The organism is Micromonospora sp. WMMD967 (assembly GCF_029626165.1).
Taxonomy (GTDB): domain Bacteria; phylum Actinomycetota; class Actinomycetes; order Mycobacteriales; family Micromonosporaceae; genus Micromonospora; species Micromonospora taraxaci.
The window spans coordinates 4,487,007-4,504,601 of the sequence record NZ_JARUBK010000001.1; the positions used below are offsets into that span (position 1 = coordinate 4,487,007).

A 17,595-nucleotide genomic window follows, 5' to 3' on the forward strand; every position below is an offset into this window, starting at 1 on the left:
GCGGACGAAACGTCGTGCGCGGGGGCCGCGCCTACATGAAGTTACGGGTGTGCAGGGCCGACAGCGCGGCAGCCTCGTCGGGCCGGAAACCCAGGCGTACCAGCCGGCGCTGACGGCCCTGGTCCATCGCCTGGTGCAGAGCCTGCACCCGGTCGAAGCCGGCGGCCACGTCGTCGGGGTGCCATCCACCCGCGGCGAGCACCACCAGCGCGTCGAAGACGTCCGCGTTGAGGCCGGCGGTGTCGGCGAGCGCGTCGTGGCGACGGTGGATGGCCGCCCGCAGCCGGTCGCGCACCATCGGGTCGAGCCGTGCCTGATGCTCCAGGTGGGCCATGCCGAACACGACGTGCCGGCGCTCGTCCTGCATGGCGAGCCAGCAGATCCGGCGCGTCACCGGGTCCGGCGCGTTCTCGTGCAGGAACGAGAGCAGGTCGACGAAGCTGCCCTCCCCGAGCACGGAGAGCAGGAACGAGGCCAGCGCGAAGTCGGACTCCGCGACGAGCGTGAAGAGCGACTGCCGGCCGCCGGCCGACGACGTACCCATTTCGCCGCCGCGCAGCAGCGCCCGCCGGCTGAAGACCTCCATGTGTCGGGCCTCGTCGGCCATCTGCACGGCGAGGAGTTGCACCACCTCCCGGAAGTGCGGGTGGATGCGCCCCACGAACCGGGCCGGCACGACGAGAGCTGCCTGCTCGTTCTCGACCAGGTAGGTCATCACCTGCACCACAGCGGCCTCCACGTCGGCCGGTAGCGCGAACGTGTCGTCCCACGGCACCGCGGTCTGCGGGTCCCACTGCCGCGCCGCCGCCTGGGCGTAGAGGTGCGGAGCGACGTCGGCCCACACCAGGTCACGATCGTCCAGATCGAATCGAGCCTCCGGACCACCGGATTCGAGCAGCGCGCCCCGGGCACCCAGCCCCCACCGCGCCGGCGGGCGACCGCTGAGAGCCGTCGGCAGGGCCGGCCCGGCCCGCTCCGCGCCGAACCAACGGTCGTCGTCCGCCGACCCCCGGACCACCACCGCGACCAGGTCGGCGCGGTCACCCGGATCCGGCCATTCGACCCGATGGCCCCGCCCACGACACCAGGCGGGCAGGTGTACGCGCAACGCCGGGTCGCGGCCGTAGACCGCCAACCGGCCGCCGGGCGGGAGCCCGGCCAGGGCGCGTTGCACGAGTAGGTGCGCGCCCCGGCCGAAACCGAGGTCACCGAGGTCGACCTTGGCGACCGGTGTCGCGCTCACGGCCGGTAGTCCGTGGCCGTCACCCGCCCGTCGGGGGAGTAGAAACCGGTGGCATCGACAGCGCTTGCCAGGGCGTCGTACCCCGTGGTCCGGCCGTCCTTCCAGGCCGTCAGCCCCTCCAGGTCGAGCAGCGGGCGCACCTGCGGATCGGCGTACGACATGCCGAGCAGCAGCGTGCCGAAGAGCCGGACCCCGGCGGACTCCGGTTCGCGGACCGTCATGTTGCAGTGGTCGTACGGTGTGGTCTGCGCGATGATCCGGGTGCCGTCGGGCGGCAGGGTGCCCTCCCGGACGAACGCCAGGTGGTTGGCGTCGATCATGCAGGCGGCGTCGACCTCACCGGCCGTCAGGGCACGGGCGGCGTCGCGTTCACCACCGATGTGGTCGCCGTGCAGGCCGACGCCGACATCGAAGCGACGTACGTCGACAGCGACCCCGGCCGCGGCGAGGTGACCCAGCGGAATCAACGTCGCCTGAGGGCTGTCCACCGCTCCGACCGCGACCGTCAGCCCTTCCAGGTCGGCGGTGCTGCGCACCGGCGAGTCGGCCCGGACCACCATGACCGAGGTGAGGTCCTGGTCGGTGTCGCGCATCGTCAACGCGCGCACCCTCGTGCCGTTGGCGGTCGCCAGTCGTTCGGCGCGTAGCCAGGCCAGGGGAGAGTTCCACGCCGCGTCGATCCGCCCGGCGACGAGGTCCTCGACCTGGCGCTCGTAGTGCGAGTAGAGGACGAAGTCGAACTCCAGGCCACGGCCGCGCAGCCAGGAGCGGAAACCCTCCCAGATGGTCACCACCTTGGGGTCGTACGCGACCGCGCCCATCAGGACGCCGGGCGTCGACATCAGCGATTCGCCTCGTCGAGGAGTGGCAGACCGGTGGCGACCCGCCCGACGAAGTCGTACAGGGCGTCGGAGGTGGGTGCCATCACCCGGGCCGCACGCGAGTCGCGGAAGCGACGCTCAAGGCCCAGCTCCTTGCGGAACGCGCTGCCACCGCAGAGCTGCATCGCGCCGTCGGTCACCTCGGCGACGGTCTCCCCGGCGAGGGCCTTGACCTGCAGTACGCGCAGCATCGCGTCGTCTCGGCCCGTCTCCAGTGCGGTGAGGGTGTCACCCAGGAAGGCGCGCAGAGCATCGGTGCGGATCATCAGTCGGGCGAGGTCCCGGCGGGTGACCGGCGCATCGCGCAGGGCGGCGCCGGTGTGGGTGAGCGTGGTCGCGGTGAGGTGCCGGCCCGCCTCGGCGACCGCGCTGTCGGCGAGGCCGAGACAGAACGCGGCGTTGAGCACCAGGAACCAGGGCAGGACCGCGCCGAGCGCGGTGTCGAGCCCCGCCCCGTCGGCAGCCATCATCGCCGTCGACGGGACCCGCAGCCCGTCGGCGGTCATCGGCCGGGAACCGTTGCCGCGCAGGCCGAGCCCGTCGAAGCTCCCGGTCACGGTGAGGCCGGCACTGTCGGCCGGCACGAGCCACAGCGTCATCGGGCCGGCGTCGCCGGACAGCGGGAGGCTCGACCAGACGTAGCTGGTGGCCTCGCCGGCCGAGGTGACCCAGCTCTTGCGGGCGTCGAGGCGGACGCTGCCGTCGTCGGTGACGGTCGCGGTGCCGGTCGGCGACCAGAAGTGGCTGCGTGACCCGTACTCGGAGAAGGCCAGGGTGGTGAGGTGGCCGCCGGTCGCGATGGCCGCGCGGACCTCGCGCGGGCCGTGCGCCTCGATCACGGCGGTCGCCGCGTAGTGCATGAGCACCACCATCGCTGTGGAGCCGCACTCGGCGGCCAGCCGCTCGACGACCTCGGCGACGGTCCGCATGCCGTGGCCGCCGCCACCGACCTCGGTGGAGGAGGCCAGACCGAGCAGGCCGGCTGCGGCGAGAGCGTCGACACCCGACCGGGGGAAGACGCCCTCCCGGTCGACCGACGGCGCCTGCGGCCGGATCACCTCGTCGATGACGGCGCCGAGGGTGTCGGCGACGTCGCTGGTGGATCGAGCACTGTCGACAGTGGACGTCATGTTGGTGCCCCTTCGGCCGAAGCGGTGGGACCGCCGCCGACACTATCCGAACCGCAGTACGCGGCGCGAGTGTCGGATCACCGTCTGGCGCGGGTGCCGTCCCGGTACGGCCGGCCGTGCCCGTCCTCCCGGTCGATCCGCAACTCCCGTTCCAACTCGGCGATGACCGCCCGCAGGTCGTCCAGCCGTTGGGTCAGCGCGATGCGGTCCACCTCGTCCGGTACGCCGTCGCCGTCCTCGTCGTAGTCGGGGGCCAGCCGCTCGGTCATCTCCAACCGGCGTGCCTCCTCCATCGAGTTGACGATGACGGCGATGAGGATGTTGAGCAGCAGGTTGACGGTGATGACGACGTAGCTGACGTAGTACAGCAGCGTCCACGGTGAGATGGCCATGCCCTGCTCGATGAGGTCCGGCAGCGTCTCCAGCGACAGCAGCACGAACAACGTCAGCAACGACCGGCCGATGTCGCCGTACTCCTCCGGATACCTGCTACCGAAGATCAACCAGCCGGCCATCCCGTACACGTAGAGCGTCACCACCGCCAGGGCGAGGAAGCCGGTGACGCCGGGCAGGCTGCGCCACAGCGCGGAGACGATGGTCCGCAGACCCGGCGAGAACCGCACCAGCCGCACCATGCGGGCGACCCGGACGACCCGCAGCAGTGCCGGGTCGCCGTGCAGGCCCGGTATGAACATGGCGGCGATCACCACGAAGTCGAAGACGTTCCAGGCGTGCCGGAAGAAGTCCTGCGGACGCCTGCCGTACGCGGCGAGTCGGATGCCGATCTCGACGACGAAGACGGCGCGGAAGAACAACTCCAACCAGTGCAGCGCCGTGCCCGCCGGGCTGAGGTCGTCGTACGTCTCCAGGCCCAGCACGATCCCGTTGGCGAGGATGACCACGACGATGGCGATCTCGAAGGGCCGCGACCGGGAGAGCCGCGCGCAGCGGGCGGCCCAAGCGGTTCGGTCAGGTGGGGCTGTGGCCGGCCCGCCTCGCTGGGCGGGCACGGGTGCGTCGCTCACCGACCGGCCGGTTCGATCGGGCGCGCCGGGGCGGTGGCGGGGGCCCACCTCCGGCCGTCGTCATGGCGGTGCGGCTGGTGTGCGGGCATGTCCACCAGCCTAGCCAAGATCAATGACGGTGCCCGATCGTGCGCCGCTCGTCAGTGACGCGCCCGCTCCGGCGTCACCGGCGCTCCGAAGAACTCGGCGAGCGGGTCGACGATCCTCGGGTGCGCCCGGTTGATGGCGTCGTGGCCGCTGCGCGGAATCGTCAGCGTCCGGGCGTGCGGCAGCGCGCGGGCCAGCGCGGCGTTCTGGTCCACGTAGTACGGCGGACCGTCGGCACCGCAGGCCAGCAGCACCTCGGCGCTCACTCCGGCCCACCGGGTGGCCGGGGCGTCGTGCGCCAGGATCAGGGCCGTCTCCTCCAGTGTGGTCGGCAGCAGATCGCCCATGGTCCGGCCGATCGACGTACGCAGGAAGGCGCGGATGATCGCGACCCGGACGCCGAGCGGGAGCTTCCCCGCCGCCATGTGAGGGTTGATCCCCGCGCTCGTGATCGCGAGAGCCCGGGGGATGTCACCAGCCTCCGCCGCCGCCCGCGCGGACGGCAGCCACGCCGACGGGAAGCTGCCGTCGACCGAGATCGCGGCGTCGTAGAGGGCGAGACGGTCGATCGGCAGTCGGAGTGCGGCTTCGAGCGCCAGGAAGCCTCCACTGCTGTGGCCGATGACGTTGCCCGAGCCGGTGTGCTCCAGGACGGCGGCGAGGTCGTCGGCCTCCTGGTCGGCGGTGTAGGGCATCGACCTCGGCGGCGCGTCGGCCCGCCCGCGTCGGTTGTAGAGGTGCACGGTGAACCGGTCGGCGAGGGCCCGCGCCAGCCGTCGGTAGACGTCGATTGTCGTGCCGCCGCCGTGCACCACGACGATCCCCGGCCCCACCCCCGTGGAACGCAGCACGATCGTCGCGCCGTCCCGTGCCCTGACCTGCTCCATGGTTGGCCCATCCTTCCGCCACCGACCACAACTGCGAACGACGTTTGCAGTTTACAGTAGATCGGTGAGCGACGCACCCGCCAGTGCCGGCCCCGACCGGCAGTCGATCTGGAGCAGGCCGGAACGCGGCACCCGTGGACCCACCCCGGCGCACAGTCGGGACGCCATCGTCGCGGCCGCCATCACCCTGGCCGACGCCGAAGGGTTGGCGGCGGTGTCGATGCGCGCCGTGGCCGGTGCGCTCGGCACGGGGGCCGGATCCCTCTACCGGTACCTGTCGTCCCGCGACGACCTGCTCGACCTGATGACCGACCGGGCGGTGGGGGAGTTGCGCCCGTACCCACAGGCGGACGGCGGCTGGTTGGACACGATGGTGCTGCTGGGACGTCGACAGCTGGCCCTGTTCGGCGCGCATCCGTGGCTGCGCGACGTGATCCACCGGCCATCCGGGGTCGGCCCGGAGAGCCTGGCCTGGTTCGACAACTGCATCCGGGTCCTGGAGCCCGTACGCTGCCCCGTCGCGGCCAAGTTCGAGGCCATCGCGATGATGACCGGCGTGGTGAGCCTCTTCGCCCGTCGCGAGCCCGCCGCCGGGGCGTTCAGCCTCGCCGGGGCCGACCTCACGGCGTACCCGCACCTGGTCGCGGCGTTCCGCCAGCCCTCCGAGCCGGCGCCGCGGGCCGACCTCGTCGAGCGGACCCTGCGCGGTCTGCTGACCGGCCTGCTGCTCCCCGGGTCGACCGAGGCTGGCTGACCTGATCGGCGTACCGGCGGTGCCAGTCGGCTTACGACGAGGGCGGGTAGGTCCGGGCGGGCGGCGGGCGTCTGCCCACCGCCCGCCCGGCTTCAGCGTGGACGACGATCAGGTCAGGCCTGCGCGGCCCGGATGGCGTCACGCAGCGGGGTGCTCGGCCGCCCGATCAGCCGGCTGAGGTCGTCACTGTCGGTCACCAGTTCGCCGATGGCGATCGAGTGGTCGAGCGCGGCGACGAATCCGGCCGTGCCGGCGTCGAGGCCGACGTTCTCTAGGGCCGAGGCCAGCTCGGCGGCGGACAGGTCCCGGTGGACGACCGGGGTGCCGGTCACCTCGGTGACGGCCTCCGCCAGCTCGTCAAAGGTGAACGGGGTGCCGCCCAGCTCGTAGACGGCGTTGCCGTCCTCCTCGCGGGTCAGCGCCGCCACGGCCGCCGCCGCGTAGTCGGCCCGGGTCGCGGCGGAGATCTTGCTGCCGCCGGTGGCGCCGAGGATGGTGCCGGACCCCAGGTACTGCGGCAGCTGGTCGGTGTAGTTCTCGGTGTACCAGCCGTTGCGCAGCACGGTGTGGGTCAGGCCGGACGCGGCGAGAACCTCCTCGGTGGCCTTGTGCTCCGGGGCGAGCGGGTTCGTGGTGGTGTCCGCCTTCAGGATGCTGGTGTAGACCAGCCGCTCGACCCCGGCGAGCTTGGCGGCGTCGATGACCGCGGTGTGCTGCGGGACGCGCTGACCGGGGGTGTCGCCGGAGATGAGCAGCAGCCGGCGGACGCCGGCAAGGGCGCCGGGCAGTGTCGACGGGTCGTCGTAGTTGGCCTGGCGGATCTCGACCCCGCGCGCGGCCAGGTCGGCGGCCTTCTCCGGGCTGCGGACGACAGCGGCGATCTCGGCGGCCGGTATGCCGCTGTCGAGCAGCTGCCCGACCACGAGGCGGCCCAGGCGACCGGTCGCGCCGGTCACGGCATAGGTGGGCATGGGAACCTCCGAAGAATGGTGTCGAATCTGCATGCACTTACGAATCTACAGCACTATCATCAAGTAACCGTGAGGTAGGCTGGTGAGGTGAACGACATGCCCGCCCAGGACCCGGCGGGGCCTACCCAGGAATTCGTCAGCGATGTCTTCGCCCGAGGGTGCACCTCCCGGGCGGCCTTCGAGGACGTGACCTCGAAGTGGGCCTCGCTGGCGCTGTTGGCGCTCGGCGAGGGTCGCTACCGGTTCAACGCCCTGCGCCGCCGGATCGACGGGGTCAGCGAGCGGATGCTCTCCCAGACCCTGCAAACACTCGAACGCGACGGAATGCTGACCCGCGAGGTGCTCACCGCGATCCCGCCCCGCGTCGAATACTCGCTGACGCCCCTCGGCGCCCGGGTCGCCGACCAGCTACGCGGGCTCGCCGACCTGCTGGAGGCCTCGGTGCCTGAGGTGCAGGCCGCCCGCGACACCCGCGAGCGCGACCGGAGCCAGACCTAGGGCCTGTTTCATAAGAACTGGCCGGCCTGCGGCGGGCCCGGACGACGCCCGGCGGCGTTGCGGTTTCATCCGGATACAACACCGGTATCCGGACGAAACCGCGCCTTGCCGGATCGCCGCCCGGACTCCGCCTCGGCTCGACCGCCCTTATGAAACAGGCCCTAGGGCGTGCCCTGGTTGTCCTGCGCGCAGATCGTGGTCATCTCGGCCAGGTAGCTGGCCAGGGTGGGCAGACCCGCCTCGGCCCGACGCCGCTCGACACCCGGCTCGTCCCTGATCGGAGTCGTCGGGGAGGGGCCGTCCGGACCGCAGCGGACCTGTGTGCCGTACACCTGGGGCTCGCCCTTGCCCACCGCGACCCGGTCTTCGAGATAGGCCAGGTTGCCCGGCGACGCCTGGCGGCTGGCGACCGCCGCGCGTAGCAGGCCCAGGGCCTCCTGTTGGAAGGCCGGGTCCAGATCGGAGTGTTGGGCGATGGCCCACGCGGCGTTGGCGCCGTCCTCGCCGACCAGCGCGAAGGTCGGCCAGCCGTGGGTGCTGATGATGTCCTTCAACCGTGCGGTGCGGACCTGGTCGGACTCGGTCTGTGGCGTGCCCCCACGATCGGCCTGGTCACGGTCCAGCATCGCGACCAACTCGTCGTGCAGCGCCTTGTCGAAGGCCGCAGGGGAGCGGACGGCCGCGGACGGGCCTGCGCTGGTGGGTGCCGTCGGCGCATCGGTCGACGGGTCGACGGTCGGGTCGGACGAACTACTGCAGGCGGCGAGGGTCATCAGTGTGACCAGCGGCAAGGCAACCTGCGTGGGAACCCTCACATCGACGATTGTCGTCCGGCTCTGGTCGGCTCACAAGGTCCAGCCCTCAGGCGTGCAGCGTCTCTCGCGGCGGTACGCCGTAGCTCGCGTGGTAGCGGGCCGTGAACCTGCTGTGGCTGGCGAAGCCCCACCGACTGGCGATCGCCGAGACGGTCTCCCGGTGGGGATCGGCCCGCACCAGGTCGTGGTGTGCCCGGTCGAGGCGGATTCGCCGTAGGTACGCCGTCGGCGTGGTGCCGAGGTGGCGGCGGAAGGCGAGTTGCACCGCCCGCAGGGAGACCCGGGCCGCGGCGGCGATGTCGGCGGCGCTGATGTCCTGGTGGGCGTGCTCCTCCAGGAAGGTGATGGCCCGCCGCAGCGTGGTGGTGCTGGCGTCGTGCCGGTCACCGATGGTGGGTTCGGTGAAGGCAGTGTTGGGAAAGACGGTGAGCGCCGCCGCGGCGAGCATGCGCGCGGCGTTGCCGATCACCAGCGGTTGCGTTCCGGCGGCCGGATTGTTCAGCACCACGCCACTGACGAAGCTGGTGGTGTTGCGCCACTGGCGGGCGAGTGCCGCGCTGGCGGGGCCCAGGTCGGTGAATCGGATCGGACCGGGCCGCCGGGTCGGCGCAGTGGTGGCCACCTGCGCCAGGACCGACAGGTCCAGCACGCAGAGTTCCACCTCGCCGGGGTGCCACTGGACGCGGCACGGCTCCTCCGGCCTGGTGACGAGGAAGACGTCGCCGGGCCCGAAATGGTCGGCCGGTCCGTGGCAGGCGCGATCGACCCGCGCGGTTCGGGTGCGGCCGACGACCAGACCGCGGAGTGTGCTGGCGTCGATGTCCAGATGCCCGTTCTGGTGCATGGTCGCGATCGCGAACGGACCGGCGTCGACGCGGTTGTGGCTGAGTTGGTAGGCGTTCCTGCTCTGGACGCGCAGTTTCGGGTCGTACGTCGCGGACAGGAACTGGTGGATGGCCACCGGGTCGTGGCTGTCGAACTGGTGTGCGCGCACTGGTGTTGACGTCATCCGCTGCTGCCTCCGTCCGGTGCGGGTGCCGCCGGTGGACGAAACGGTGCCGGCGGCGCGATCGGGACGTGCCGGGGGTGTTCGGCGGTGACCCGGCACGTCGTGGCCGGCGGTGCGGTGGATGGGACGTCGCGAGCGGGACGGCAGCGACCGGTCGGGGGGAGTCGGAAATGTCCAGACCGCAGGGCGGTGGTGGGGCGCAATATCTGTCGATGGGAATATCACCATACGACAACTGCGGCTGCGGCGTCCCGCCAATCGCTGCCGCGTGTCGGCAGGCCGACTTCGCTTTCCGACTAACGCCTGACGTCGTTCTGCGCCTGCTGTCCTAGCCACCCGCGCGGCCGACAACGAAATGTTATTCACGATCACCTCGGGCGGTGGCCAGGCGAAGGGGCCACCGCCCGCGGATCGGCCCACGGAGGGATGAGCGTTGGACAGTACTGACCCTGAACGCGTCGTTCGACTGGCGGTGGCCGAAGCGCTGGCCCGGGTTGCCGACGAGGACAGCCTGGGACTGGGCGAGGGCGACGCGGTACAGCGACTCGGCGGTGCTCTGCGCGAGGTGCTGCGCCGCGCGCTCGACGACCGGGTGCCCCTGACCACGCCGGACTTCGTCGACCTGTGCCGCGAACTGCGTCTCCACCGCGACGCCTTCGACCTGCTGGGGCACTACCTGATGACCGCGTTGCTGGCCCAGCACGTCGGGCCGGACGCGCTCATCCGCGTCGGAGTGCTCCTCGGCACCGTCGGGCGCTACCTTCCCGCTGCCCGCCCGACGCACCGGAACGCGGGCCCCGCGCCGCGGCGACGCGACGTGCGTTCGGACAACAGCGTCGTCGGCCGGTACCGCCGGGTGAAACTGCCGGAGCACCTTCCCAGCCCGCCGAGCTGGACCTGCACCGGATGTGGTCGGGAGTGGCCCTGCGCCACGAAGCAGAGCCAACTGCTCGCCGAGTTCGGTGGAGCGCGCGCCGCCCTCGCGGTCTACCTCGGCTCCTGCCTCGTCGCCGCAGCCCAGGACCTGCCCACGCTGCCGCTGCCCCGGGTGCGGCACCGGTTCCTCGGCTGGCTGCCCCGCGCCCGGATCTGATGGCTGGCACCCCGACTGGGCACTGTGTTCATCGTGGACACGGATCCCGTACGGCGGGCGTTAACCCCGCTCTTCAAGGCTCCTTGATCGAAAGAGCAATCGCTTGATCGAGGAGAGGCTCTCACGTGAGAGACAAGCAAGCCGAAGAGACCGAGCAGGCGCAGTTGTCACGGCGCAAGCTGGTCAAGTACGCGGGCGTCGGCGCGACACTGGCTGCGGCCAGCCCTCTGGTCGGTGCCAGCGCGGCGTGGGCCGACGAGGACCGCAGGCCGGGAGACGACGACAAGGACGGCCGGGGCAACACCAAGAACCGGGCGTGGCGTGCCGGCGATCACCACATCCACTCCGAGTACAGCGGCGAGTTCGACACCACGAAGTCACCGATCGTCTTCCACAAGGGCGCGGACGCGGTCTACCCGATCGTCACCAACGCCATCATGGCGAAGAACTTCGGTCTGACCTGGGCGATGTGCACCGACCACGGCGGACCGACCCACTCAAAGGTGAACATCGAGCAGGCGTACCCGGACCTGCTCCGGTCGCGCAAGCTGGTCCCCGAGGTGCTCCAGTTCTGGGGAATGGAGTTCGACGCACCGTCGCTGGACCACCACACGCTGATGATCCCGCGCCACGACGACGAGGCGAAGCAGCTCTTCGAGCTGGAGAGCCGGTTCGCCAAGTACGACGCGTTCCCCACCGATTCGGCCCGGGACACCGAGGCGAAGATGGTCGAGTTCCTCAAGGTGGCCAGGGGCATGCCGCACAAGCCGCTGGTGATCGCCCACCACGCGTCCCGGTCGGCACCCGGTCTGGGCGTCTACGGCCAGGACACCCCGCGCGAGTTCCGCAACGGCAACAACGCCGCGCCGGACGTCTACATCGGCTTCGAGGGCGCGCCCGGCCACCAGGCCGGCCCTCTCAACGGCGGCAAGCGCGGCGGGTACGGCAACCACCCGACCTACGGCGGCTTCGACCAGATGACCGCGCGGGTCGGCGGGCTGTGGGATTCGCTGCTCGGCGAGGGCCGGCGCTGGTGGATCACCGCGACGTCGGACTCGCACGTGCACTGGACCCGTGGTGGCTCCGACTTCTGGCCGGGCGAGTACAGCAAGACGTACGTGCACGCCCGTCAGGACTACGGCGACATCATGGACGGTCTGCGTAACGGCCGGATCTGGGTCACCACCGGTGACCTGATCCGCAGCCTCGACGTCACCGCCACGTCCCAGGGCAAGACCGCCGAGGTGGGACAGACCATCACGGTCAGCCGTCGGAGCCGTACCGACGTCGAGATCGAGATCACCTTCCGTCCGCTGGGCGGCGTGAACGCGAACGGGGACCGCCCCGAGGTCCGCCGGGTCGACCTGATCGTCGGCCAGATCACCGGCCCGAGCGCCAGCCTGGACGCCGACACCAACCCCACCACCACTGTGGCGGCCCGGTTCGGCCCGCGGGACTGGCGTCGGCACGGCGACAGCTACGTCATCCGGCACACCCTGCGCAACGTCGAGGCCGACACCTACGCGCGGGTTCGCGGCACCAGCACGGACGAGGCCGAGCCGCTCGCCGACGGGCTGGAGAGCCCGTGGGACGACCTGTGGTTCTACTCGAACCCGGTGTTCGTGCACGTCCGCTGAGGACCCGGTAGCGGTGCCGCTCGACGTACGACAGTCGAGCGGCACCCACCCGTACCCGACGGGTGTCAGGCGCGGCGGCGGGCTCGGGGGGTCGGAGTCGGCCTGACCCGGCCGGAGGCGGCGTCAGGCCGGTCCGTCGTCGGCTGCACCTGCGCCACCACCTCGCACAGGTCGCGCAGCGGGTCCGCCGCCTGGGCCGAGCAGGCGACCCGTTGCAGCAGTGCCCGCAGCGTCGCCGCGTCGGCCGGCGTGAGCGCACCCAGCAGGTGCGACTCGACCTGCCGTAGCGCGGAGCGCCGCTTCTCCCAGGCCGCGCGGCCGGCGTCGGTGACGTCGATCAACCGGTTGCGTCGATCTGCCGGGTCCGCCCGACGCGCGACGAACCCGGGCCGTTCCAGGTCGTCGATGAGGTACGTCAGGACGGTGCGGTCGAGGCCGAGTTCCTCGGCGATCGCCCCCTGGTTGCGGGCTGGGCCGTTGATCGCGGCGGTGAGCACCTGGTAGCCGCGTGGGCCGCCGGGGAAGTCGGTGAGCGCGTGGTCGGCTGCCCGGACGTAGCCACGGAAGACGATCCCGAGCATCCAGCCCAGGTCGTCGTCGAGCGGATCGGGCCTTTCCGGCCGGTCTGTGGCACCCGTCATGACTCGACAATAGCGCAGTGACGCAGACCTTGTTGGCAGAAGATGTTCTGACTGGCATAAGGTTTGGGTCGTGGCGCATCGTCCGACGCGTCGTGTGAATCGGGAGGCTCGCAGATGAGCGACTACGGCCATGACCTGGTCTTCGGATCCTTCGTCACCCCTGGTGCCGGCGATCCGGACCGCACTGTCGGCCTCGCGGTGCTGACCGAGCAGGTCGGTCTGGACCTCGTCACCTTCCAGGACCACCCGTACCAGCCGGCGTTCCTCGACACCTGGACGCTGCTCAGCTTCGTGGCGGCCCGCACCAACCGGGTGCACCTGGCGGCGAACGTGACGAACCTGCCGCTGCGCCCACCGGCGGTGCTCGCCCGCAGCGTGGCCAGCCTGGACCTGCTCAGCGACGGCCGGATCACCCTCGGCCTCGGCGCGGGAGCGTTCTGGGACGCCATCGAGGCGATGGGTGGCCGACGGCTGACCCCCGGCCAGGGCGTACGCGCGCTGGAGGAAGCCATCGAGATCATCCGGCAGATGTGGGACACCGAGACCCGCGGTGGCGTTCGTGTCGACGGCGAGTTCCACCGGGTGCGGGGTGCCAAGCGCGGTCCGGCTCCGGCGCACCGGGTGCCGGTCTGGCTGGGGGCGTACAAGCCGCGGATGCTCCAGCTCACCGGACGGCGGGCCGATGGTTGGTTGCCCACGCTGGGCTACCTCCAGCCGGGTGACCTCACCAAGGGCAACGCGATCATCGACGACGCCGCGCAGGAGGCCGGCCGGTCCCCCCGGGACGTGCGCCGACTGCTCAACATCGCCGGCCAGTTCTCGGCCGTCGGTCGTGGCCCGTTGAACGGGCCCGCCGAGCAGTGGGTGCAGGAGTTGGTCGAGCTGGCCCTGGGCGAGGGCGTGAGCGCCTTCATCCTCGCCGGCGACGACCCCGACGACCTGCGCCGCTTCGCGGGTGAGGTCGCCCCAGCCGTCCGCGAGCTGGTCGCGGCCGAACGCGACAGTGGCGTGGCCGAGCGTCCTCAGGGCACGGCCGAGCGCGACCCTGGCGCGGCCGAACGCGTTCCTGGCACGGCCGAGCGCGCCCAGAGCGCGGCGGAGGGCGGCCGCGACGGGGGTGCGGCCGAACGCGACCGGGGTGCGGCAGTGGGCGGCGCGGCGGCGGACGGTCGGGGCGCGGCGGCGGAGCCGGTTGCCGCCCCTGCGGCGCGGCCGAGCCGCGCGACAGTGACCGGCGGCGCGTTCGCGGTGGTGCCGACCCCCGACGACGGCGTACGGCGTAGCGACCAGCAGGTCTGGGACGAGTCGACCCGACCGACCGGGCCGGCGCCCGACCCGGATCGCACCTACACGCCGCAGGAGCAGGCCACCGGTGCGCATCTGGTGCAGATCCACGACGGGCTGCGGGCCGAGCTGGCCCAGATCCACGACCTGATCGAACAGGTCGCGGCCGGTGAGATCGACGCCGGCACGGCCCGGTCGCACATCAACACGATGACCATGCGACAGAACCGGTGGACGCTCGGCGTCTACTGCGAGTCGTACTGCCGCATCGTCACCACCCACCACACGATCGAGGACCAGTCGTTCTTCCCTCGGCTGCGGGCGCAAGACCCACGGCTGGGCCCGGTCGTGGACCGGCTGGAGCAGGAGCACCACGTCATCCACGACGTGTTGGAGGGTGTCGACCGGGCCCTGGTGGCGTACGTCGGGTCGCCGGACGGGCTCGCCGACCTGCGGGCGGCGGTGGACCTGCTGACCGACGCCCTGTTGTCGCACCTCAGCTACGAGGAGCGTGAGCTGGTCGAGCCGTTGGCCCGGTTGGGCATCGCCTGATCGTCGTGGTCGGTGGCGCGCGGAGGGGGTTGCCGGGGTAAACCTGAGAGAGTACTTTCGAAACATGTCTCTCAAGAATCCGTACGGGGACTTCGAGATCAACGAACCGCAGGCGCTGCGGGCGTTGGCCCACCCCGTCCGGCTGGCCATCCTCGAACACCTCCAGCGGGAGGGCCCGGCCACCGCGACCGGGCTCTCGCCGCACGTCGGCGCCACACCGTCGGTGGTCAGCTGGCACCTGCGGCACCTCGCGACGTTCGGCCTGGTCACCGACTGGGACGGCGCCACCAGCAAGCGGGAACGCTGGTGGCAGGCGGCAGCCCGTGGTTTCCGCTTCGTCCTGCCCGACGACGCCGAGGGGCAGGCCGCCGGCCGGCAACTGCGCGGTGAGATGTTCGCCCGGCGAGCCGAGGTGCCCCAGCAGTGGCTGCTGCACGACGAACCCCGACTCGACGCCGAGTGGCGCGGGCTGGCCGGCGTCGCCGACACCCGATTCGTGGCCACCGCCGACGAGCTGCGGCAGTTGGAGGAGTCGATCGAGGAGCTGCTCGCTCCGTACGTGCGGCGCAAGGAGGAGTCGGCCCCGGACGGGGCGCGAATCGTCCGGATGCTGCGCTACCTCCTGCCCGAGTCCGGCGACGACCAGGCCGAGTCATGACCGCCACCACCGCCGCTGTCACCGACCCCCCGCCGCCTCTGCACCGCGACCGACGGTTCCGCACCTTCTGGGCCGGCGAGACGATCTCCCAGTTCGGCGACCGGATCAGCGAACTGGCGCTGCCGCTGATCGCCGTCTCCCTGCTCGCCGCGACGCCCGTGCAGGTCAGCGTCCTCACCGCGCTGATCTGGCTGCCCAACCTGCTGGGCCTGTTCCTCGGCGCGTGGGTTGACCAGCGCACCCACAAGCGCCGGCTTCTGATCATCGCGGACCTGGTCCGCGCAGCGGTGCTGCTCAGCCTGCCGGTGGCGTACCTGTTCGACGCGATCACCCTCACCCAGCTCTACCTGGTGGCACTGCTCACCGGCTTCGGGGCGGTGCTGTTCGCCATGGCACGTCAGGCATTCTTCGTCGCCCTGGTGCCGCGATCGGCCTACGTGGACGCGAACAGCAAGCTCAGCATGAGCCGGTCGCTGTCCTTCATCGCCGGCCCAGCCGTCGGCGGCGGGCTGGTCCAGGCGCTCAGCGCGCCGGTCGCGATCTTCGTCGACGCGGTGTCGTTTTTCGGCTCGGCGTTGCTGCTCCGCCGCATCCCGGTGACGGAGCCGCCTCCGCCGCCGCGCCACACGTCCACTCTCGGTCTGGTCCGCGAAGGGCTCGTGATGGTGCTGCGGCACCCGGTGCTGCGGGCAGCCCTCGGCTGCACCAGCACCGTCAACTTCTTCACGTTCATCGCCGGGGCGCTCCTGGTGCTCTACGCCAGCCGGGACCTCGGCCTGTCGGCCGGCGCGATCGGTGTCGCCCTCGGGTTCGGCGCGCTCGGCGGCCTGGCCGGCGCGGGGCTCGCCCCACGGATCTCCCGCACCATCGGGTTGGGGCGTACCGCCATGATCGGCGCGGTGCTCTTTCCCGCACCGCTGGCACTGACCGCGCTGGTGACAGGCCCCACCTGGACGAAGGTGGCCATGCTGGCGGCCATCGAGCTGGTCTCCAGCATCGGTGTGATGTTGATGGACATCAACCTGAACGCCCTGCTCACCGCCGTGACACCCGACGAGGCACGAGGACGCCGGGCCGGGGCGTACAGCGCCGTCAACTACGGCGTCCGACCGATCGGCGCGTTGGTCGGTGGCGCGCTGGGCACCACCATCGGGCTGCGACCCACACTGGCCATCGCCGGGCTGGGTGGCGTGCTCGCCGTGCTCTGGCTGGTCGCGTCGCCGGTGCGCCACATCAGAACCCTGGACGATCAGACTGCGTGACCTCGTCGGCGCTGGCACCACGGCGTCACTCACGGCGCCCGACGCGGTCAGTCGGCCTGCGCCGCCAGGATCCGGGCCAGCTCGGTGGGCTGCGAGAACATCGGCCAGTGCCCGGTGTCCATGGTGACCAGTCGCCAGTTGTCGTTGCCCAGCAGCTTGGCCACCGTATCGTTGGGCTCAGGCCCGTCGAGCAGGCACTTGATGTACGTCGCCGGAAGCTCACCCAACGGGCGGGTCAGCACGGCCGGTTCGGTCAGCGTGGCACCCGGGTGCGGCACGGAGGCCTCGATCAAGCGGGCGACCTGCTCGTCGGCGAGCCCCTGACCGTCGAGGTCGGCCGCGCCGATCGGCGGCCAGTAACCCCCGTTCTCGGTGAGCTGCGCTTCGAACGCCTCCTGGCCCTGCCACCAACCGGAGGCGAACGACAGGCCGTCGACCGGCACCTCCGCGTCGACGAGGACCACAGTGGTCAACCGGTCACCGATGCGCTCGGCGGCCTGACCCACCGGGATGCCGGAGTAGCTGTGCCCGACCAGCACCACGTCGCGCAGGTCGCGACGTTCGACCTCGTCGACGATGTCCCGCACGTGGGTCTGCTGCCCAGCGGGCATGCCCCGCTTGTCACCGAGACCGGAGAGGGTCAACGCGTGGGCCCCGTGACCGGCCGCCCGGAGTGGCGCGACCACGTCGTCCCATGCCGAAGCCCCCAGCCACGCCCCCGCCACCAACACGAATTCAGCCATGGGCGGGACTCTAACGGCGCCCTCCGACAACCCGGACGCGGTCAGGACCAGGTGCGGGCCTCGGCGGCGAAGAGCTCCGGCGGGCTCTCCACCGGCAGGACGCAGAGCAGGTGACCGCCGGGCGCCCGCAGGATCCGACACTCGAGCCACCGGGACACCTCGGTGGCACCCAGGCCGATCAACCGCGCGGTCTCGGCCGGCACGTCGTCGGTCTCGATGTCGAGGTGGAAGCGGGGCTCGTCGTCGACTGCCTGAACCGCGGCGACCAGCCCAGGCAGCGCCTCGTGCAGGCCGACGAACTGCGGCTCCGCCGGATGGGTCCGGGTGCTGACGCCGAGCGCGGCGGACCAGAACTCCGCAGCCCGGGCGGCTTCCGCCGCGGGGGCATCGATCAGCAGGGCGTAGACGCGACTTCGATGCATGCG

18 protein-coding genes are annotated in these 17,595 nt (G+C 71.5%); 7 read left to right on the forward strand and 11 right to left on the reverse strand.

Going from position 1 to position 17,595, the window contains the following annotated elements; translation table 11 throughout:
• Nucleotides 1–31: 31 nt before the first annotated feature.
• From O7631_RS20060 to O7631_RS20080, 5 genes are all read right to left on the reverse strand, one after another.
• Nucleotides 32–1,243 (reverse strand): ferritin-like domain-containing protein, encoded by a 1,212-nt coding sequence (locus tag O7631_RS20060; RefSeq protein WP_278145628.1) that lies wholly within the window; start codon nt 1,241–1,243, stop codon nt 32–34.
• Entirely contained in the window at nt 1,240–2,085 is an 846-nt protein-coding gene (locus O7631_RS20065; RefSeq protein WP_278145630.1) for a PhnD/SsuA/transferrin family substrate-binding protein, read from the reverse strand. Before O7631_RS20065 ends, O7631_RS20060 begins: the two co-directional genes overlap by 4 nt.
• The gene (locus tag O7631_RS20070; protein ID WP_278145631.1) at nt 2,085–3,254 is read right to left on the reverse strand and encodes an acyl-CoA dehydrogenase family protein; all 1,170 of its coding nucleotides are present in this window, start codon (nt 3,252–3,254) and stop codon (nt 2,085–2,087) included. The genes O7631_RS20065 and O7631_RS20070 overlap by 1 nt, the downstream gene beginning before the upstream one ends.
• 77 nt (nt 3,255–3,331) lie before the next feature.
• A complete protein-coding gene (locus O7631_RS20075) occupies nt 3,332–4,279 on the reverse strand; it encodes an ion transporter (protein ID WP_278145633.1) in 948 nt (315 codons plus the stop codon).
• A 140-nt stretch (nt 4,280–4,419) separates the two neighbouring features.
• Entirely contained in the window at nt 4,420–5,253 is an 834-nt protein-coding gene (locus tag O7631_RS20080) for an alpha/beta fold hydrolase (RefSeq protein ID WP_278145634.1), read from the reverse strand.
• Nucleotides 5,254–5,317: 64 nt separating this feature from the next.
• Here O7631_RS20080 and O7631_RS20085 point away from each other — a divergent pair, with 64 nt between their 5' ends.
• Nucleotides 5,318–6,007, forward strand: coding sequence for a helix-turn-helix domain-containing protein (locus O7631_RS20085; RefSeq protein ID WP_278145635.1), 690 nt, complete (start codon nt 5,318–5,320; stop codon nt 6,005–6,007).
• A gap of 113 nt (nt 6,008–6,120) precedes the next feature.
• Here O7631_RS20085 and O7631_RS20090 read toward each other — a convergent pair whose 3' ends face one another.
• The gene (locus tag O7631_RS20090) at nt 6,121–6,978 is read right to left on the reverse strand and encodes an SDR family oxidoreductase (RefSeq protein ID WP_278145636.1); all 858 of its coding nucleotides are present in this window, start codon (nt 6,976–6,978) and stop codon (nt 6,121–6,123) included.
• 96 nt (nt 6,979–7,074) lie between these two features.
• Here O7631_RS20090 and O7631_RS20095 point away from each other — a divergent pair, with 96 nt between their 5' ends.
• Nucleotides 7,075–7,476 (forward strand): helix-turn-helix domain-containing protein, encoded by a 402-nt coding sequence (locus tag O7631_RS20095; protein ID WP_278147977.1) that lies wholly within the window; start codon nt 7,075–7,077, stop codon nt 7,474–7,476.
• 161 nt (nt 7,477–7,637) lie between these two features.
• On the opposite strand, the gene O7631_RS20100 is transcribed toward O7631_RS20095, so the two are convergent.
• Complete coding sequence (locus tag O7631_RS20100) at nt 7,638–8,291, reverse strand: DUF6624 domain-containing protein (RefSeq protein WP_278145637.1); 654 nt, start codon at nt 8,289–8,291, stop codon at nt 7,638–7,640.
• A gap of 46 nt (nt 8,292–8,337) precedes the next feature.
• A complete protein-coding gene (locus O7631_RS20105) occupies nt 8,338–9,300 on the reverse strand; it encodes a helix-turn-helix transcriptional regulator (RefSeq protein ID WP_278145638.1) in 963 nt (320 codons plus the stop codon).
• A gap of 433 nt (nt 9,301–9,733) precedes the next feature.
• Between O7631_RS20105 and O7631_RS20110 the strand changes: the two genes are divergently transcribed.
• On the forward strand, nt 9,734–10,393 hold the full coding sequence (locus O7631_RS20110; protein WP_269678471.1) for a hypothetical protein: 660 nt from the start codon (nt 9,734–9,736) through the stop codon (nt 10,391–10,393).
• Between the two features lie 125 nt (nt 10,394–10,518).
• Nucleotides 10,519–12,030 (forward strand): phosphoesterase, encoded by a 1,512-nt coding sequence (locus tag O7631_RS20115; protein WP_278145639.1) that lies wholly within the window; start codon nt 10,519–10,521, stop codon nt 12,028–12,030.
• 65 nt (nt 12,031–12,095) lie between these two features.
• Here the strand turns inward: O7631_RS20115 and O7631_RS20120 are convergent, their stop codons facing one another.
• On the reverse strand, nt 12,096–12,671 hold the full coding sequence (locus O7631_RS20120) for a MarR family winged helix-turn-helix transcriptional regulator (RefSeq protein ID WP_278145640.1): 576 nt from the start codon (nt 12,669–12,671) through the stop codon (nt 12,096–12,098).
• A gap of 114 nt (nt 12,672–12,785) precedes the next feature.
• Here O7631_RS20120 and O7631_RS20125 point away from each other — a divergent pair, with 114 nt between their 5' ends.
• The 3 genes from O7631_RS20125 to O7631_RS20135 all read left to right on the forward strand — a co-directional run bounded on the left by O7631_RS20125 (nt 12,786) and on the right by O7631_RS20135 (nt 16,427).
• On the forward strand, nt 12,786–14,507 hold the full coding sequence (locus O7631_RS20125) for an LLM class flavin-dependent oxidoreductase (protein ID WP_278145641.1): 1,722 nt from the start codon (nt 12,786–12,788) through the stop codon (nt 14,505–14,507).
• A gap of 64 nt (nt 14,508–14,571) precedes the next feature.
• Entirely contained in the window at nt 14,572–15,165 is a 594-nt protein-coding gene (locus O7631_RS20130; protein WP_278145642.1) for a helix-turn-helix domain-containing protein, read from the forward strand.
• Nucleotides 15,162–16,427 (forward strand): MFS transporter, encoded by a 1,266-nt coding sequence (locus O7631_RS20135; RefSeq protein WP_278145643.1) that lies wholly within the window; start codon nt 15,162–15,164, stop codon nt 16,425–16,427. Before O7631_RS20130 ends, O7631_RS20135 begins: the two co-directional genes overlap by 4 nt.
• Before the next feature lie 47 nt (nt 16,428–16,474).
• On the opposite strand, the gene O7631_RS20140 is transcribed toward O7631_RS20135, so the two are convergent.
• Nucleotides 16,475–17,170, reverse strand: coding sequence for an alpha/beta hydrolase (locus O7631_RS20140; protein WP_278145644.1), 696 nt, complete (start codon nt 17,168–17,170; stop codon nt 16,475–16,477).
• A 41-nt stretch (nt 17,171–17,211) separates the two neighbouring features.
• Nucleotides 17,212–17,592, reverse strand: a complete 381-nt coding sequence (locus O7631_RS20145) for a VOC family protein (protein WP_278145645.1) — start codon at nt 17,590–17,592, stop codon at nt 17,212–17,214.
• Between the last annotated feature and the right edge of the window lie 3 nt (nt 17,593–17,595).

Bases quoted from the DNA above. Each gene is read 5' to 3' on its own strand.
- O7631_RS20065 (WP_278145630.1), bottom strand. From the start codon at position 2,085: ATGTCGACGCCCGGCGTCCTGATGGGCGCGGTCGCGTACGACCCCAAG.
- O7631_RS20070 (WP_278145631.1), bottom strand. From the start codon at position 3,254: ATGACGTCCACTGTCGACAGTGCTCGATCCACCAGCGACGTCGCCGAC.
- O7631_RS20080 (WP_278145634.1), bottom strand. From the start codon at position 5,253: ATGGAGCAGGTCAGGGCACGGGACGGCGCGACGATCGTGCTGCGTTCC.
- O7631_RS20090 (WP_278145636.1), bottom strand. From the start codon at position 6,978: ATGCCCACCTATGCCGTGACCGGCGCGACCGGTCGCCTGGGCCGCCTC.
- O7631_RS20095 (WP_278147977.1), top strand. From the start codon at position 7,075: ATGCCCGCCCAGGACCCGGCGGGGCCTACCCAGGAATTCGTCAGCGAT.
- O7631_RS20105 (WP_278145638.1), bottom strand. From the start codon at position 9,300: ATGACGTCAACACCAGTGCGCGCACACCAGTTCGACAGCCACGACCCG.
- O7631_RS20120 (WP_278145640.1), bottom strand. From the start codon at position 12,671: ATGACGGGTGCCACAGACCGGCCGGAAAGGCCCGATCCGCTCGACGAC.
- O7631_RS20125 (WP_278145641.1), top strand. From the start codon at position 12,786: ATGAGCGACTACGGCCATGACCTGGTCTTCGGATCCTTCGTCACCCCT.
- O7631_RS20130 (WP_278145642.1), top strand. From the start codon at position 14,572: ATGTCTCTCAAGAATCCGTACGGGGACTTCGAGATCAACGAACCGCAG.
- O7631_RS20135 (WP_278145643.1), top strand. From the start codon at position 15,162: ATGACCGCCACCACCGCCGCTGTCACCGACCCCCCGCCGCCTCTGCAC.
- O7631_RS20140 (WP_278145644.1), bottom strand. From the start codon at position 17,170: ATGGCTGAATTCGTGTTGGTGGCGGGGGCGTGGCTGGGGGCTTCGGCA.
- O7631_RS20145 (WP_278145645.1), bottom strand. From the start codon at position 17,592: ATGCATCGAAGTCGCGTCTACGCCCTGCTGATCGATGCCCCCGCGGCG.